The 16449-nt window shown below is 38.8% G+C and carries 12 protein-coding genes; 2 read left to right on the plus strand and 10 right to left on the minus strand.

What is annotated here, in order from left to right; genetic code table 11:
• Positions 1 to 73: 73 nt before the first annotated feature.
• The gene (locus LZ23_RS25720) at positions 74 to 205 is read right to left on the minus strand and encodes a hypothetical protein (RefSeq protein WP_492207396.1); all 132 of its coding nucleotides are present in this window, start codon (positions 203 to 205) and stop codon (positions 74 to 76) included.
• A gap of 358 nt (positions 206 to 563) precedes the next feature.
• Here LZ23_RS25720 and LZ23_RS21750 point away from each other — a divergent pair, with 358 nt between their 5' ends.
• Both LZ23_RS21750 and LZ23_RS21755 read left to right on the plus strand, forming a co-directional pair.
• The gene (locus LZ23_RS21750) at positions 564 to 1193 is read left to right on the plus strand and encodes a hypothetical protein (protein WP_045217677.1); all 630 of its coding nucleotides are present in this window, start codon (positions 564 to 566) and stop codon (positions 1191 to 1193) included.
• 14 nt (positions 1194 to 1207) lie between these two features.
• A complete protein-coding gene (locus LZ23_RS21755) occupies positions 1208 to 4531 on the plus strand; it encodes a hypothetical protein (RefSeq protein WP_045217679.1) in 3324 nt (1107 codons plus the stop codon).
• A 144-nt stretch (positions 4532 to 4675) separates the two neighbouring features.
• Here LZ23_RS21755 and LZ23_RS21760 read toward each other — a convergent pair whose 3' ends face one another.
• The 9 genes from LZ23_RS21760 to LZ23_RS21800 all read right to left on the minus strand — a co-directional run.
• The gene (locus tag LZ23_RS21760; RefSeq protein ID WP_045217681.1) at positions 4676 to 7519 is read right to left on the minus strand and encodes a TIGR03986 family type III CRISPR-associated RAMP protein; all 2844 of its coding nucleotides are present in this window, start codon (positions 7517 to 7519) and stop codon (positions 4676 to 4678) included.
• A 122-nt stretch (positions 7520 to 7641) separates the two neighbouring features.
• Positions 7642 to 8271, minus strand: a complete 630-nt coding sequence (gene csx19 / locus LZ23_RS21765) for a type III-D CRISPR-associated protein Csx19 (RefSeq protein ID WP_045217683.1) — start codon at positions 8269 to 8271, stop codon at positions 7642 to 7644.
• Positions 8268 to 9794 (minus strand): RAMP superfamily CRISPR-associated protein, encoded by a 1527-nt coding sequence (locus LZ23_RS21770; RefSeq protein ID WP_045217684.1) that lies wholly within the window; start codon positions 9792 to 9794, stop codon positions 8268 to 8270. Before LZ23_RS21770 ends, csx19 begins: the two co-directional genes overlap by 4 nt.
• Entirely contained in the window at positions 9794 to 11440 is a 1647-nt protein-coding gene (locus LZ23_RS21775; protein WP_045217685.1) for an RAMP superfamily CRISPR-associated protein, read from the minus strand. Before LZ23_RS21775 ends, LZ23_RS21770 begins: the two co-directional genes overlap by 1 nt.
• Positions 11437 to 12090 (minus strand): RAMP superfamily CRISPR-associated protein, encoded by a 654-nt coding sequence (locus tag LZ23_RS21780; protein ID WP_045217686.1) that lies wholly within the window; start codon positions 12088 to 12090, stop codon positions 11437 to 11439. Before LZ23_RS21780 ends, LZ23_RS21775 begins: the two co-directional genes overlap by 4 nt.
• Before the next feature lie 18 nt (positions 12091 to 12108).
• Positions 12109 to 13623, minus strand: a complete 1515-nt coding sequence (locus tag LZ23_RS21785; RefSeq protein ID WP_045217688.1) for a Cas10/Cmr2 second palm domain-containing protein — start codon at positions 13621 to 13623, stop codon at positions 12109 to 12111.
• An 11-nt stretch (positions 13624 to 13634) separates the two neighbouring features.
• Positions 13635 to 15014 carry a hypothetical protein gene (locus tag LZ23_RS21790; RefSeq protein ID WP_045217690.1) on the minus strand — a complete coding sequence of 460 codons (1380 nt, stop codon included), beginning with the start codon at positions 15012 to 15014 and terminating at the stop codon, positions 13635 to 13637.
• Positions 15015 to 15054: 40 nt separating this feature from the next.
• The gene (gene cas6 / locus LZ23_RS21795) at positions 15055 to 16056 is read right to left on the minus strand and encodes a CRISPR system precrRNA processing endoribonuclease RAMP protein Cas6 (protein ID WP_045217691.1); all 1002 of its coding nucleotides are present in this window, start codon (positions 16054 to 16056) and stop codon (positions 15055 to 15057) included.
• 30 nt (positions 16057 to 16086) lie between these two features.
• On the minus strand, positions 16087 to 16449 hold a 363-nt coding region (locus LZ23_RS21800; protein WP_232300561.1), incomplete at its 5' end, for a hypothetical protein.

Genomic DNA, 16449 nt, shown 5'->3' on the forward strand with positions numbered 1-16449 from the left:
GTCAGAAACATTGCCCCGGCTATAGGGGTTTGAGACACTGCCGGAGCCTCCGCCCTGGCAAAGCTGGCAGTGGTCAGAAACATTGCCCCAACTTGTGGACCTGAAGAAAAAGCACCTCACTGACTGGTTCTGTGATCAGCCATCCCTTGATCTTTCTTTGAAAGGTCCGAAGCTGGCCATCAGAAAAACGACCAGGATACTGCATTTGTAAGTGCTCAAACTAAGTCTTTGCTTCAAGAGCAGGATTGATCTCTAAAAAGGCTATAACTATAACTATCGACCACTCCTTAATGAAAGGATCGCTGCGAGTACTATAGCCCCGTATCCTTTCAGCCTGCAACTAACTTGGCAGTTTGTCCAAATCCCTATACTTTCGCCCGCTCTTTACATCCATGACACTTTTTGCTGCTGACTGCTCCTTTGACTTCCCTTGTCCTAAGAATTTCATTAGTTTCCTCACCTGATTGTCTGTGATCAACCTTTGCCTCCTGTATGAAGTTCAAGGATAAACATTTGTTGATCAATTGGAAAAAATTATTGTCGCTCATCACACGGAGGTATTAATGGGAAAAGAGAACATTAAACTATTAATGGCAGAGTTAGAATGGGAAGTAGAAATTATTAAAGATCCAAAGGTCCAGATCTTTAATATTATTACTAAATCTCAGGAAAAGAGACACATAATCAGGATCAGAAAGGAGGAGGACAAAGAAGATCTTAACTTCGCTCATGAGCTTATACATGCTTACCTTGCAGAAAAGGTAGCTCCTGTGTTTGGTGTGGGTGGCTTCAAGTCAGAGCAGAAACCTACTGAAGAGGATATGTTTAGAATATATCACATAGTAGGTTCGGTAGTTGAGTACTTCGTGGAAATGAAGTTAATTCAATTTTTAGGCAAGGAGGTGATGAGAGAGAAGTATATGGAGGGCCTGGAAGTTATCAAAAGTATACTTTCTATGGACCAATCAGAAAAGTCTATGCTTTTAATAATGGATGCTGTTCCAATTATGAGGGATTTAGGCTTGGATATTTCTTTTGCAGACCCATATATTATACTTTTAAAGGTATCTGAAATCATACAGCCAGCTGAACCTTCTTTAGAAATTTTAGAAGAATATTCTAATTCGTTACTTAAAGTGTTTGGCCTGAGCGTGGAATTGAAGGTTAGCCCTAAGGAAATAACTATTGTTTAGATAAAAAAATTCTGTTGGTAAGTACCAGCAGCGTCATAATTGACTTTTCAGGAAGTCTCAGGCAAGGAATCAAGAACCATTTACAAAAAGAAAAGAGTATTGCTGATAATCAAATACATTTTGTCCAGATCCATTTTTTTGTGCAAACTCTCAGATCTCATCTCCCTTTAAAAAATCATGAAGAAAAGAAAATTCAAATCATTCAGGATCTGACACCAAGTGAGGCAGGATCAAGGAAATATTCAATCATGGTTAATTCAATACAAAAATATAGCATCAAGAGTTTGAGCAACAATGATAGTAATTATTATGATTTAATGAAAAAAATTCAGGGAAAAGCTTGGACATGTGAAGTTAAAATCTTGAATAAACAACCAAATGGTAAAGTTGTATCAGCAGGCTTATTTAACCAGGAATTTGAAGAATATATCTTCTTCTCTTTACCAAACAATATGATTAATCTTATAAAAATTGGCCAAAAGTATAATGGACACATCTCTATAGGTAAAAAAAAGAAAGGCGGTTACAGGTTCGAGTTTAATTATCTTACTGATAACAAGAAAAGAAAAAAACAACCTTTTCTTATGCATAATGCATTAGAATCTGCAGAGCTTCGCAAACATGTTATTTCTATTTGCAAACAATATTCAGATATAGAAATTAATAAAGGATGGAAATATTTATTAAACAATAAAACAGAAATTTGTCGGTATTGTTACAATGTATTAAATAATAAATATAATCAAAAAGACACCAAAAGCATTTCCCCTGAAATTAATATACCATTCTATGATCGATTCAAAAAAATTAAAGCTTTGAGCTCAAGCATAGAAATCCTCTGCGCCAACTTGCGCTATAAAGATATTAAAAGGTTATATGATTTATGTCGTAAGCTTGAAACAGTTCAATGGCAAAAAAGTATGTTAGACTCACAGGATACTGAAACCACAAAAAATTTAAAAGAAAAAAAATTTTATGGGCTTATAGAAAAAATCGGTGCAGGATATGCTATAGTTCGATCTCCTTTTTTTCTGGAAGCTCTTTTTTTACCCAGAGAAAAGTTGGATGAAGGCCTTTTCGAAAAAAATGCCAAGATTTGTTTTAAGGTAAATATCGAGTTTAACAGTGAAACAAGCTGTCCAAAGTTTCAGCCGGTCCATGCAGTTTCTTCTGCTAAAAAGAGAGACACAACCGGCATAGTGACTACATATAGCTCATGGCTGTCTGATCTGGAAAAACTAATCAATCCCAACAAGCCAATTTTGATCGTCCCAGACACTAAGCACAATGATATTAGAGCCTTCAAAAAAGAAATTGAAGAGCTCGTTCCTGATAATTACCAAGTTTATAGATGCGAAGAATTAAAAAAAAGCATGTTCCCCAATATATATTCTCATCTATTAGAGCCATGTTTAACTGTTATACCAAAAAATAATCAAAGTAGCCTTAACCATGCTTTTTTAAAGAATGCTACAGCCAGATTTCTTTTTCCTCTTATTGCAGATATTGAAAAAAATTCCTGGACAGTCGTTATGGATGAAACTGGACCCTGTATAGATCACTGTAAAAGCCTTAAGAATCCATCTGTCATGATGGCTGTAATCATTCCGCCAGGTTCTAAACCACCTTGTTGCCCGATTGGATATCACAGCATAGATAGCGATGATTCTGATTCTATAAAAATTAGAAACTTTCTGCTCGAGGACTCCAGCATTTTTTGTGTAGGGTGGATTTATCAGTCGGGAGTTCCCTATAAGTCAAGTGACTGTGACTTTGGATTGCACCTGCAAATGTGGCGTAACGCTATTATCTTTTGTCTTGAACTTATTGCATCCAGTCAGGCTCAAACGAAGGCACTCCAAAAAAATCCTGTTCATATTTACATTGAAAATGTTCAAAACATGCCAGCAGGCTCTAATGTGCTTGACGGGTTTACGTTTGACCTCGCTGAACAAATGCAATCCAGAAAAGGTTGGGATACTTTAGATATTACCACTCCAAGAATAATTGCAAAGGATGAGCATCCCTATATGGGTTATGTTGATTCGTTAGGCCATATATTCAGGATGGATAAGGACAGAATGACTCATGAAACATACAAACAAGCGAGCGCTTTGCTTGAGCGAAAAAGAACCATTTCTTTGCCATACAATGCAGAGGCATTGCAAAATCTGTCAATAATTGTGCGTCAATCCGGAGAATCACCATATAAAACCCTCCTCTCCATAGCAAACAGTACAGAAAAACATATAAGGCCTTATGCTGGGGTAATTTTACGAAATTTAGCTCGTTCTATGTTCTCTGCTTTAAACTCATTAGAAATTGAACGTATTTGCTCGGCAATTCAGGACAGTCTATCAAAGACACCATACCAATATTTTACAAATTCGCTATTGAGTGAGTGCATAGATGATTCTATTTTAAAAAATTATCCTGTTGAACTTAAGGTCACTGCTTATCTGAACAAATTGGCATCTGCCAACCTTAAGGGAAATGCAGTCGAAGCTGAAAAATACCTAGAACTCATCAATAAGGATCTTGTTGATATAACAAATAAAAATATTCTTTACAGGTCGCTTGCTCAACTTATTGATTATTATCAAAATTGTCTAAATTTTGATAAAGCTGAGGAAGAGATCAGCATGATAAAAGAGACTTTGATGAATGACAGCAAATTTATTACCTCCGCTGCTCATTTGCTTGGAGCAAATTTCCTTACAGTTGCTTTATCTGGCAGAACAAAAGAAGCAATGGAGCAGTGGGAATTCATATTTAATTTACAACAAACCACTGACGACCGTTTACGCTACCTCACTTATAAAATTCAATTGTTTATAGATCTGCATGAATTAGATAAAGCATGGTCGTTGCTTGAAATGCTGAAAAAGAATTATGCTCCTCTTTCTGATCTCTGCATGAACAACTATTATCTTCTTGCTGCAATTCTCAAGCTGGAGGCCCATAAACCAGGACTTACAAATCATGAAAAAAAAATTTTAAACAGCATTCAAGCGTCACACTATCACCCTGGTCAGCTGATAGCTTTCTGGCAATTTCAATTACATAAGATGAACTCTGAAAAAACAAATATTAGCTTAGTAAAGTCAAAGATTGAATCTTCCAATTCGTTTAGATGCAATGCCTTGCGATTAATTAATGCATGCTTAAAAAAACAACTTGCTCACGATGGCGATTGCAGTGAATCTTACATAAATGTTGAGGACTTGGAAACGATCACACAAAACACGCCAATAATTCAAAGGCTTTTTGAAAAATCAACAATAAATAAATCTAAAATTTATTGCTATCTTGCCCCTCTTCATTTCAACTTTTGGTAGCAGTGACAATCATATACTTGGAATATAAAAGTTACATCCAACATTTCAAATATCAGGATTGTCTCAACAAAATCAAAGCATCCCCGAAGTACATGTGACTATAAAACACCTATCACTGCGTAAAGTAGAATTTTCAATTAATGCTTATTTTTGAGATAAAGCATATGCTTTCATTGACTGACTATTTATAAGTGCTTCTTCAAGTGCCTTAGGGCTGAAAAGTCTCTGACTTGTATCCTGTTTTGCTTTTTGATACCACTCAAAGCCTTTTTCAATTCCTGCAGCGTACACTATAGGAAGACCAAGCATGTACGGGGCGTTAACATTAAGAACATTTAGAAAGTGGAATTCATATATATGTTGTTTGTCAAAGAATTCACTGTCAATTTGTGAGAAGTTTTCAATCATATCGTTAGAAGGTGTTACGCTGTTTAATTCATTCATCCTTTGGACAAAATCATTTTCATTATTAGCACTTTGTGCATATTTATATGAGGTGATAAAATTAATAATTTCGCTTTTTTCTAATTTCTTCACTCCGCTGCCTGCCTCAAGTGAAGCGTAACGCTCTATAATGTCAATTAGCTCAATTTCTTTTAGTGTAAGCTCGCAACTTCCCAGCCCAAGACTTTTGCCCATGCCAATGTGCTGTCTCAGACGCTGGCCATTGTATTCTGCTTCGAGGCTGTAAATTAGAAGGCCTAACTCGTATGTATTTAAGTTAGTAAAGTCGATTTGAAACTGGAAAGCAGTACCTTCAGGCACAGGGCGGATTGTTGCATTAAAGCGCGTTTGTCTCTTGTCCTTGTAGTCCAGCATCTTAGGATCATGGTGAAGGTAAGTTTTTCGTCCAATATTAATCGCACCGTGATCATAATCGACAAAATTATGGCTATTCATTTTATCATCTCGGTTATTGATAATATAAAATGGATAATATGTAGGCTTGGGAGCTCCCAGAGCTTTAACAGTAACATAGTTCATCCTGGGGTCTTTTGGCGTACTGATTATATTTGCACAGCGCAGGCTAACTTTTCCTTTATATCCTACAGTTTTTTTTATGCTTTCTTGGGAATTTAATTCAGGCTCAAGGTTTGCGGAGCCAAACAAATTGCAGGCAGGGCAAAGTTTTTCAATACTGGAACAACTTAGCTTGCCAAGCCTGTCAAGAATACTTTTGGGATCTTTCTTGTAAGGCTTTTGAGGTACTGTTGTGTAAGTAAGATACCCTTCCTTTCGATGAAAGAAAGCAAGCATGCCATTATATATTTCATCATGCATATCCTGTGAAATACTCTTATTGATGCCTTGAGAATCCACAGCTATTTTTTCTGAATTTTCTTTTCTTTGTCGCAGTAATGAACGAAACTGGTCAACCTGCTTTTTAGTAAGTTTTTCTAACTTTTTATTCCCAACGGCCGAATTAAAATCTTCTTCTCCAAAAACAAAAAAGGCTCTATGCTGAGTCTTGGTATCAATATCAAATGATTTTTTTATTCTAATCTCTGACACACTATAGCTAACTTCCCTCTTATTGCTATCAGAGGTTTTAATGAAGCTATTCAACTCTTTCTTAAGTTGATCCAAATTTTTAGAGATTTTTTTTATCTTAAAAGTTGAAAAGTTTCCTTTCCGAAGTTTTCTTATTATAGCCCACATTTTTCCAACAGATTTTATTCCAACATAGGGAAAGGTTTTATTCAGTTTATTATCAGGATGGCTTAGGGATTGACTGTTAATTTTTTCAATCGAGAAAGACTCATCACATGGCTTTACCGAGATAACTGGATCAATCCTTCCTCTACTCTTTTTTTCATGATATGCAAAAATGCCTGTCTTCTTGCCTGATTCATTTTTTCCACGAATGCTAATTTTTTCATAAAAAGATCCCTCAGTATTGAAATAGCCAGCCAGTGAATTCTCTTCTTCTCCGCCATCTATACGGTTGAAAAGGTGTTCTGAAAGAACTTTAGATTGATCAACTTCAACATACTTCCAGTCTTCAGCGTCTTTGATTAAAACTACGGGCTTTAGTTGTACTGCCTCTTTTCTCTGCAGCTCCTTCGAAATATCCAGGCGATGAAAGAGATACTCAGTATCTCTTTCTGCATCATAACCCGGAAAACATGAGTTAGACAGATTCTCAACTATGTTGCGCAACAAGCCTTTTAGTGTGCTGCCGGGTATTGCCGGTTGTCCATTCCTTTCAAAAAAATCCATAATTCTGTGAGAACATGTGATATGTTCATCTGTCTCGATGTAATATTTTGACCCAGTATTGTTTTTTGATTTTTTCAGAATACCCTTTGCTAATGACAAATCATTACCCTGGTTGTTAAGTTTTATGTGTTTTTGATAATTGACGGCACTCCAGTTACGACAGTCTGGATCAAAGAAAATTGGCAAAGGTAAATTAGTATTCGTCTTCTGGCTAAGAAATTTCTGAATTGTTTCTTCAAACTTAGTGTTCTCCGGTCCATCCTCTTCCTGCAGTGTATCCTTGCTGATAATATATTTTGTGCTATTGGAATCACCGATAAACCCTGGTGTTTTAAACTTTAGCTCAACCGTTATCCTTCCATTATGCCCTGCGAAACTGTCATGGGGAGTATATGCATATTTTGGAGTATATTCCCTTATGTTGACAAAATGATATGGATTAAAAAAGTTTTCTTTTGGCTCTCTCTTTTCATTGGAGCCAACTGCAAGGGAACTGACAACCGGATCGGTTTGTTTTGGGGTTTTTCCTGGATCTTTCTCTAATATGCTTACTTGCATACCTTCAATGCTTACTTCTTTACCTAAGGAAAGAACCTGCTGCTTTTCTTCTTCCTTATTAACATTGATGACCCCGAAACCTGGTCTGGCCTTGTACTCGTTTACATTTACATGACACCCCTGTTTTTTGTAAAAAGACTTTATCTGGTCAGGGGAAATGCTTCCTTCTTGAACATTATAATATATTTTAACTTTTTTTGGCTTTGCCACTTTGCTATCCTCCAAGAATTAATAAACCAACATGAAGAGTTGTTTTTTATTTGCCTGCTCAGATTGTTTAAGTACAGGTGTATTTCGGATCTTTTATCTGCTGAAAACCATCAATTTTATTATTAATCAACTCCTAAATCGTATGTATCTACTTTTATTAACCTGCTTTCCTGGTAAGTTAGCATTCCACTTTCTTTGTCTGGCATGGCATAATGCCTGACCCATAGCCTGTACTTCTGTTTTCTTCCATCCCAGTCAAGAGGCAGAGCCTGCATTTGTCCAGCAGGCCCCTGAACCAATGAATAGTCATGCCCAGCCTTGCAAGTAGCTTTTGCTAATCGTTTTCCAGCTATAAGAATTTGTGGCTCATCAAGAAACATCACTTCCTGGTTTGATGACTCCCGAACCCTGCAGCAAAATAAGTTATTACCCTTACGCCAAACTCTTAGTTCTTCTTCATGACAAAAAATACGTAAATCCAAGATGGTATCCTTTCTTAAGGGAGGCCCCCAGTGCTTATGCCCTTTATAGTCCCACACTGCTGGGCCTGAAGGCATATGTACATCATGAGCAATGCTGACATGCCCACTTTCAATCCGCCCCCAGATAACACCATCTAAGTCATTGCCAAGTATCAAGGCAGGCTTTTTGGTTTTAGCTTCTTCAATGAGTTCATTTAGACCATTATTTCCAACTCTGACAGGTTCATACTCTGGAGCCTTACATTTTTTTAACTCGTATGGATATATCATTTGGCTTCCCCTTGCAGATAGTTTCTCAAGGCAGTGAAGTATGGATTTACATCTTTTTCGCTTTCAGCGATTTCTAGTGATCCTCTGGCATCTCCTTTCAACTGAATGAGATGAGGCGAACTACCTTGAATACTTACAGTGGCCGCAATACCATAAAGTACGCCACGCCCTACTCCAGTTTCAGCACCAACAAGCAAATTGCCTGTGAATAAATCTTTCACTAGACACAACATCAGACCAAGCTCATGGTCCGCTGGCAACGGATTTTCGACTTTCCATTTTATAGTCACTGATGAGCCGAATAATACCAGGGCATCAAAAAGGTTATGTTTGAAAGCACCACCTTGCCATCTGTCTATCATAACTCTCGCATGATTAATAAGCTCAGGTTCACCTTGAAGAACAGCTTCTTCAACTATTATTCTTGAAGACTTGGGTACTTTGCCCTGACCAGGTTTTATTTCCGGCCCAAAAAGACTGTCTATAAGCTGCTCTGCAAGATATCTATTGGATTCTCCTGCTATGGTGTTGGATATCTTTAAAGCCCTGTGTCGTAATATACCTGCCATGGATGTTCCAGGAATTACCGGAACAAAACTTGAGTTCTGGTGCAAACGGTGAATATGAATTGAATCAGCATTGTCTGGCTGATTCATGCTGGATTTTATAAGCATTGAGCCCGGGCAGGACATTTTTATCTGAACATTCAGACAGGGGACCCTTGAAGTCGACAGCTCATTTGTTGACATTCCTAAAGTTTTATTAAGTTCGCTGAACATATCTTTCACTGTCGCAGCTTTCTTATATTCAAGATTAGGCCAGCTATCAGGCAACCCACCTCCAGCGCCAAGCCATTGAAGCATCCCTGTCATTGAGCCTGTGTCAAAAAGCCTGTAAGCAAAATCTTTAGCACGGCAACGTCCAAAACCGCGACTGCTTCTCGCACCAACGCTGACTTGCTCTTCTTCCAGAGCTTGAAGCAATACGCTAAACCATTTTAAACGGTTTTTACATTTTTCATTATCATTGCAGAGCAAGAGTTCAAATGAGAGGTAAAACCTGCTCCCTACTGCCAGCCACTCTCTATCAAACTTTTTCCCAGGAATGGCTGATCCTGTTCTGCATGAAATTGCAACACCATCCCTTAATTCAGTTTTTACTGCCTGATCTGAATCAAAAAAGGCATCGTCGACAATTATAGATGATTGATCATCACTTTCAACATCCCAGCGACTACCAAAAAGGTCTGCAATATCATCAAGCTCAGTAACACCTAAGGGCTTATGATGATCATTATGCATGAGCTTATGCATATGATGTCGCAACAGGCCAGTTAGAGTTGTGCCTGGCAGATATGGTCGACCCTGATGATCTATCAATATTGCATGATCGGATAAACTATGACTTGTAACCCCACCCAAATGAGCTGGAGATGTCAATTCCAGAACAGCTTTAACTTCCAGTCGCCCAGACAATGAACGTGCGTTGAAATTGGGGGACATATCATCAATATAATTTTTCATTACTCTCCCCCTTCTTCATTTTCAGATTTTATTCTGGACAACTCCTGCATTAAAAAATCTACCATATAGTGCCTGTAGTCTACTACCATCTGATCCAAAATATCCTTTGCTTTTTCTTTATCCGACAGAAACAACCTGTTGCACAGATCATCTACTTGCAGCTCATTTTTAATATATTCAAAATCTTTATATACTTTTTCGAGCCAGACAATTAAAGACTCATGGCCAACTTTGCATAAAGACAGCTGTTTAAAAAAAGGTTTCTTCAGATTGTCCTTAAAGCTGCTTTGTATCACAAAATCAGGAACAGCATCATTTGCAGGCAGAGTTCTAATTTCCTGCCTGATTCTTCCAAGAGCGCTTTTCCGACAAATATTACTTGAATATTTGGCTGATCTGGCTGCAACGCTTTGGCATCTTTCAAAAAGAGCTTTTTTCAACATCCGTGTCTGGCTTAGAGTAATCAACTGTTCTGCCTGATTGCCGGAGTAACTTTGTATATTAAGGGTTTCACTCTTAATGGGGTTTACATCGAACTCTGAATTATCATCGTCCATTCCATGCCAGTTTATTACAAACCTTCCGAAACCTTCAGGCAAGCGCTCTCCAATACCTTTCCAAAGCAAGTCCTTTAAGCGGGCAGTGCTTAAATTTTGTGATTTGCAATTTAGCAACAGGACTGACCCTGCAACGAGCGCTGGTCTAACCGGCCTTGGCATATGCCAGGATGGAATATAGCCACCAACAAGAGTGTTTTTAGAAAAAACCGCCGGTACATTCAATTCATCGTGAAAATCAAAATCCTGTCTTTGCATTTCCATAGCTTGCGCGAAATCATTAAGCCATGTTTCTGCATCTGCGCGATACTGACCTTTCGTGTCGCGCCCAATGTATTCAGAGGTAAGAGTAACAGTCAGCTTTTTTGTATCTATTGGAACCTTTTGATCAGCCTCAACAAAATCTTCTTTTAGAATTCCATTCATTGTATTAAACTGAATATTTCCTCCATATTGAGCTGCTTTGGAACGGCCCAGGAAAAAGGTAGAACCACAGACAGTGTTATTCACAAAATCAGCTACCTCATCATTCTCACAGAAAAAATAGCCTGAAAACTTCTGCCCCGCACTCAATGAAACATAAGAGAATATGCTTGTATCTGTAGTAGCCTTGCCCTTTTCTCTATCCCTTTGATGATGCACATAAGCCTCTTGCCTGGGATATGTGAAATGAACTCCACCTCCAAACTGGATAAAAGCCTTTTGCCACGGTCTTAAACCAGGTTCATACATCTTTTCTTCAGCCATAGCGGTATTAGCCAAATCAAAAACTTTTTCAGGCTGATCTTTTGCCGTCCAGAGACTTAGTGGGGCAGGAAGCAGCCTGACTTCTTGATTACCAGCTATTCTGACTGGATAGGCATGGCTGCAGCGCAAGTTGGAACTGAGGAATATGTTATTAAATTCGCTATCACCTGACAGGTTGCCTTTCTTATTGTTAGTCTTTCTCCAGTTTGCTGCCAATGCCCCAATGATTGAACTGCCTGAGATATAGGGAAGAGTAGCAGCACTGTTGGTGTCGCCACCTGGTCTGGTTAGGACCAGGGACGAATTCAATATTATGGTATATGGAATAACCATCTGACTCATTTAGATCCTCCCTCATTGATTTGCAGATTCGCAGCCCAATCAGCAGTTACATCACGATCATTGTCAATAACTCGAACCCTTGTTCTCCCCCAACCCCGGTTACGGTTAAGGCCACATCGCCTCAAAGAAAGCACACACCCAGCTATAAGAGCCTTTTCTACATCTGAAACATCTAATGGCAAAAATATCTGGCTGTAAAATTCAAGCCCTTTCAAAGCAAGACGGGTTGAACGTAATGAATGTTCCTGAGGAGCACCAGTTTCATAGCTGATCCTGGTCTGATATCTTATACTGGTCAAACTGTGCAGTATATCAATCTTTGACAAAGGGTGTTTTGGTCTATTCAAGGCATTATGCACTTCCTGCCTGAATTTTGCAGGAAGGTAAGCATTACTGACCTTTAGATATGAACAGTCAGCCTGGCCTGGCTTGCCAAAAAGTTTATGGGCAGCCATCAGCCATTTTGGATCATTAAAAACATTTAACAAAAGGGTGCATTCTTCCAGAAGTAAACCCTTTATGGTTCTGCCCCTAATTGTTGGCAATCCAGTATCTGTTTCCTGATCAATGTCAGTATCAACTTCTCCGGCAAAACCCATCCCGCTGGAGAAGCAGGCATCGCTGAGCAATTTAAATTGTAAAAAAGTCATAGGTTAACTCCTCCATGGCTATGAATTTAGAAAAACCATAAAATCCAATAACTCCAGCGCATCAAGATAAGGAGTCTTTTTTCCTGAATAAGCATCCCCTGGAAGCAATCCACCATGTGTACCGGGCAAAACATATTTTTTGGCCTTCCAGTCTTCTAACACTATCTTTGACGCTTCCGGGCCTGCACAAAGATATGCAGTCAAACCCTTCAGTCTGGAATGAGCATTCAACCAGGGTTCTTTATTCTGTAAAGGATCAAGCAGATTGTTTCTGAACTGGAACCAGTCATTTATCGTATCTTCATTCTCCGGTAGCATCTGATATGGTCTGCAAGTCAAATGAATTTCACCTGTGCTTAATTTCTTTACATACTGTTCTTTACGAACATCTCTAATACTCCGCTCAGGTCCACCTGAGAGTACATGCCAGTCCAAAGCAGAACATTCTTTACCTTTGTTCCTGACATACTCTTTGGCGTTAACGCATAGTTGCTCAGCCAGAGAATAAGCACGATAGAATGGATAATGGTTTTTACAAAGGGCTATTCCAGCGCAGGCATGAAAACCACTTCTTTCATGAAATTTTTTCACGCAGGCGTGAGCCAGATCAAATGCGATTCTTCCGTCACATACAAAAGTGATATCATCTCCTCCAAAAACTAACGGACGAAAAGGCAGCAGGATTTTGCCTGACTTTTCTTTAAGCTCAAAGGATTGAGCACATTTATTACCTTCAATGTTGTCCATTAAAAAGCTTACAACATTCTGCAGGGCTTGAGTGCCAGCATCTTGCACTTTAGCTGAGAAGTGCTTGATTTCTTGTATTAAATCTTCATCGGCTCCCTTTCTATTGAGTATGTCTTGAAGTTTTCCTCCGATGGAGTTCCCGTCAATGTGTACTACTCCAACATAGCTCTTTTCACCTGTGCTTCTTCCAAGATCATCCAGCTCAGTTGGAAAGTCATAATTGTCAGAAACAATACTGTCATATTGCTCCTTTAAGTAACCGTCAGCTTTGTAACGTTCACTTACTTTAGCCAACGCACTTGGACCAAGAAATCTATTGTCTGCACCTGATGAATAATACCTGACAGCAGGTTCTTGAGTTCCTGTCTCGCACAGTTGAGTTACTCCAAAACCAAGCAGCTTGTGCAATCCATAAGTTCGCTGCGATTTCACCTTTCGTAACCCAGCAAAAGCTTCCTGCAATGCGACATTCAATGGAGTCCCAGGATTATTTCTGTAATGGTAACAGGCTATATTCAGTCCGGGTGATTTTTCCAATAAGACTTTAGAAAATTTTACTGCAAGAGGTTTTGCCTCTTTTTCCATATCATCAAGTTGAAAAACTGCGTTACCTCCAGCATTATAAACCAGCTTGGACTTGCTGATGCCCAGATGGTCTGCCTGCTGGGGAAGCCAGACTTTCATGGCTTGATCAACAAGGTAAGATCCACCAATATTTTCCGCCAGTTTGTTGGAGCCAAAAAGATATTCCTGAATGCCCAATGCATCAAAAATTGTGATAATCATCCATATCTCCCTTATTGTTCAAGTAAGTCAATCCAGTCATTCACTTTATCAATGAAAGTTTCCTGATCACAGATATCATCTTTACCAAATACCTTAACAGTATTGTATCCTTTCCAGCCTTCATTTATAATATCACTTATTTCCGAAGAACTATCCGATAGACAAACCAGTGCTGACCTTGCGTGCTCACCCCCGAGTTGGCGAGATCTCTGACCAACCTCAAAAAGCTTGCCTTTATTTATTCCATTTTCTTTACTGTCTACAGTACACGAAAAAATAAAGGGAGTGACTCCTCGCATAGCACAAACATCTACTTCAAACCTGTTACTGTTTTTCTTTGCCCCTGGTGGCTGTAACTCACAACTGTCATGAACTTCAGAAAATAACTTAGATGATTTCAGTGAATCTGCCACCCAAACCTCAAGCCATTTTCCGACAAGCCATTTCATAGCTTTGATTCGTTCATTAACTTGTACAGATTTATTATTGCTCTCAAAATCTTCACAAAAATACTTCTTCACAACATCATCAAGGATACCCAAATGCTCTGCACCATCAACATTTAGATTCATACCCCAATCCTTAAAACTATGGCGAACGCTGGGTGATCCTGTTTTGAAATTTGTTTTTATTAAAAAATTAATTATACCAGAAACTTCAAAATCTTCAGACTTACCATTTTTATCTTCAGAAGAAGGAAGAGTTAATTTTAATTTATCGATATATGATCTGGGAAGAAGCTGCAGATAATCTTTTACATTATTGGTTGGGTTGCCACACAGAAATCCATGTATTTTACGGGATAGTGTAATTAATTTATCATTTTCGTGGTCATTTTTGCAGCATTCATCATTATTAGTAAATGTGTTTAAGTGAAGTTTTACGATCTCCTTGAAACCTATTTCAGGAACTTCATAGTCACTGCCGGGGACCAAGGGAAAAGAATGTTCAACTTTGTTCAAATGAATTTTTTGACCGTAGGGAGATAAATATGTGGCCCAGTGTTCATTATTTCCAACTATACTTTTCCAGGCTTCAAAGCCATTAACAGACATGGATTTTGTACCAGCTGTATATGAAAACCATGCTTTTTTTTGTGGTGCATATTGAAGGAGCCCTTTTATCTTTACACTGATATCTAGAGAGTCAACCGGCTCACAAATAGCATGTTCAACATCCTGAATTCCTTCACTCCTCGATATCTCAACAAGTTTATAAAGGTAGTATTTCACTTCTTCAGTACCCAATAGCAAAACCATACGAGGCTGCAATGACTTTATTAAAGTGTAAACAGGCAAAGGGTTTGAGCCTACAAGCAGCAATCCGCAATCAGGTAAAGGACTAAGCCCTTTAATTTTCAATACTTTGTCAATTTTTTCCCAAATCGTCATGCCCTCCTCCTTGCTGCATCAGAATTAATCCGTATTTATTCTATGAATCATTTTGGGGGATCTCTACCCGCCCAAGGCCCATAGAAGCCCCTTTGCCCACATGAATAAGCTCAGCACATTTAAGCCATTTTTTCATTTGCGGAAGGTCCACAACAAAAGAACAATCTCCGACTATCCCACCCATGGGAACCTTTTTTCTCTGACGGTTGGAAAACCTGGAATAGTCATCCCACTTTATCCTGGAATGAATCCCCGGTTTATCTGGTGCAGGATCCCCTTCTAACTCCGGAAGGTTCTTGCATGATGCAAAATAATCCTTCAAATCAAGCCACTGCTCTTTATCAAAGAAATTAAGTCCTTGAAGTGAATAGCTGATTACACCCAGCCGTCTGGCCAGCGCTGTAAGCATAAAAGGGAGATTGATACTGGATATATATCTGCCATTTTGTCTCATCCTGAGTGGAGTTTTAATTTTCATTCGATAAACAGGAGCATTGTCCTCAATATCGTTTAACCATGATTTAAGACTAAACGGACCATGTATCTGGGACAAAATATCTTTTTGCAGATCAAAATCCACGAGATGGCCAGGTGTGGATTCAGTGACTGAGCAGACATGAAATTTTATTCCATTCCTGCCCAGGCCCTTTTTCTGAGCTCTAAGCACAGATTGAAGCACAGCTGGAAAATACTTCACACAGTCACCCATGAGCGTAATCTCAAGCATAAAATTTCTGTTGTTACTCTCAGGTGCATAAAAAATGTACCCTCTTGGCGCATCATGCATCCCTGGAAGGTCTGTTTTCTTCTCAAAAAGGACAAAGTATGGGCAACTGTTATTTAGAGTACACTTATTACAATCAGCCCTACCGGGATATGGGCAAATCAATTTCTGCAGTTCCCAGCCAATGATTCCCCTCCATGTAGAACCCAGATAAAAATCTGGAGGCAATTTTTCTGATGTTTGTATCCCCAGCCTCATCCTGAGTATATTTAACTCAGGATAGAATCTTTCTGGCGCAATTTCTTTTATTTCAGTCATAAATCTCTATTGGAGTTACATAATGTTTGGTTACCTGTAACTGAATGGAAAATACCTGCCGGGCTTTTTGCCCACAAGTGAAAGAGCTTCACCCCATTTGACATTCCACAAAGGCTCAAAGTGTTCCCTGTTTAATCCCGAATCTTTGCAGTCTGTGATTATTGCTTTATATGCCTGTTCAAGAACATTATTCGCTACCAGGCTAAGTTCATACAGTCTGGACAAGGGCATAAGCCCCATGATTTTTATGGTGGGGAAAGATCTCAGGCAGATATCTAAAGATTTGTTCCAGAAGGCCTTTTTGAGTTCAGTATCCTTAACAACCCTGCCCATATTCAAAAACCACAACTGCCAGGGATGGTCATCACTCCAAAACACACAATCTTTGCTGAT

The sequence above is a fragment of the Desulfonatronovibrio magnus genome (assembly GCF_000934755.1).
Classification (GTDB): Bacteria; Desulfobacterota; Desulfovibrionia; order Desulfovibrionales; family Desulfonatronovibrionaceae; genus Desulfonatronovibrio; species Desulfonatronovibrio magnus.

Bases quoted from the DNA above. Each gene is read 5' to 3' on its own strand.
- LZ23_RS25720 (WP_492207396.1), bottom strand. From the start codon at position 205: ATGCAGTATCCTGGTCGTTTTTCTGATGGCCAGCTTCGGACCTTTCAA.
- LZ23_RS21750 (WP_045217677.1), top strand. From the start codon at position 564: ATGGGAAAAGAGAACATTAAACTATTAATGGCAGAGTTAGAATGGGAA.
- csx19 (WP_045217683.1), bottom strand. From the start codon at position 8,271: ATGATATATCCATACGAGTTAAAAAAATGTAAGGCTCCAGAGTATGAA.
- LZ23_RS21770 (WP_045217684.1), bottom strand. From the start codon at position 9,794: ATGAAAAATTATATTGATGATATGTCCCCCAATTTCAACGCACGTTCA.
- LZ23_RS21775 (WP_045217685.1), bottom strand. From the start codon at position 11,440: ATGAGTCAGATGGTTATTCCATATACCATAATATTGAATTCGTCCCTG.
- LZ23_RS21780 (WP_045217686.1), bottom strand. From the start codon at position 12,090: ATGACTTTTTTACAATTTAAATTGCTCAGCGATGCCTGCTTCTCCAGC.
- LZ23_RS21785 (WP_045217688.1), bottom strand. From the start codon at position 13,623: ATGATTATCACAATTTTTGATGCATTGGGCATTCAGGAATATCTTTTT.
- LZ23_RS21790 (WP_045217690.1), bottom strand. From the start codon at position 15,014: ATGACGATTTGGGAAAAAATTGACAAAGTATTGAAAATTAAAGGGCTT.
- cas6 (WP_045217691.1), bottom strand. From the start codon at position 16,056: ATGACTGAAATAAAAGAAATTGCGCCAGAAAGATTCTATCCTGAGTTA.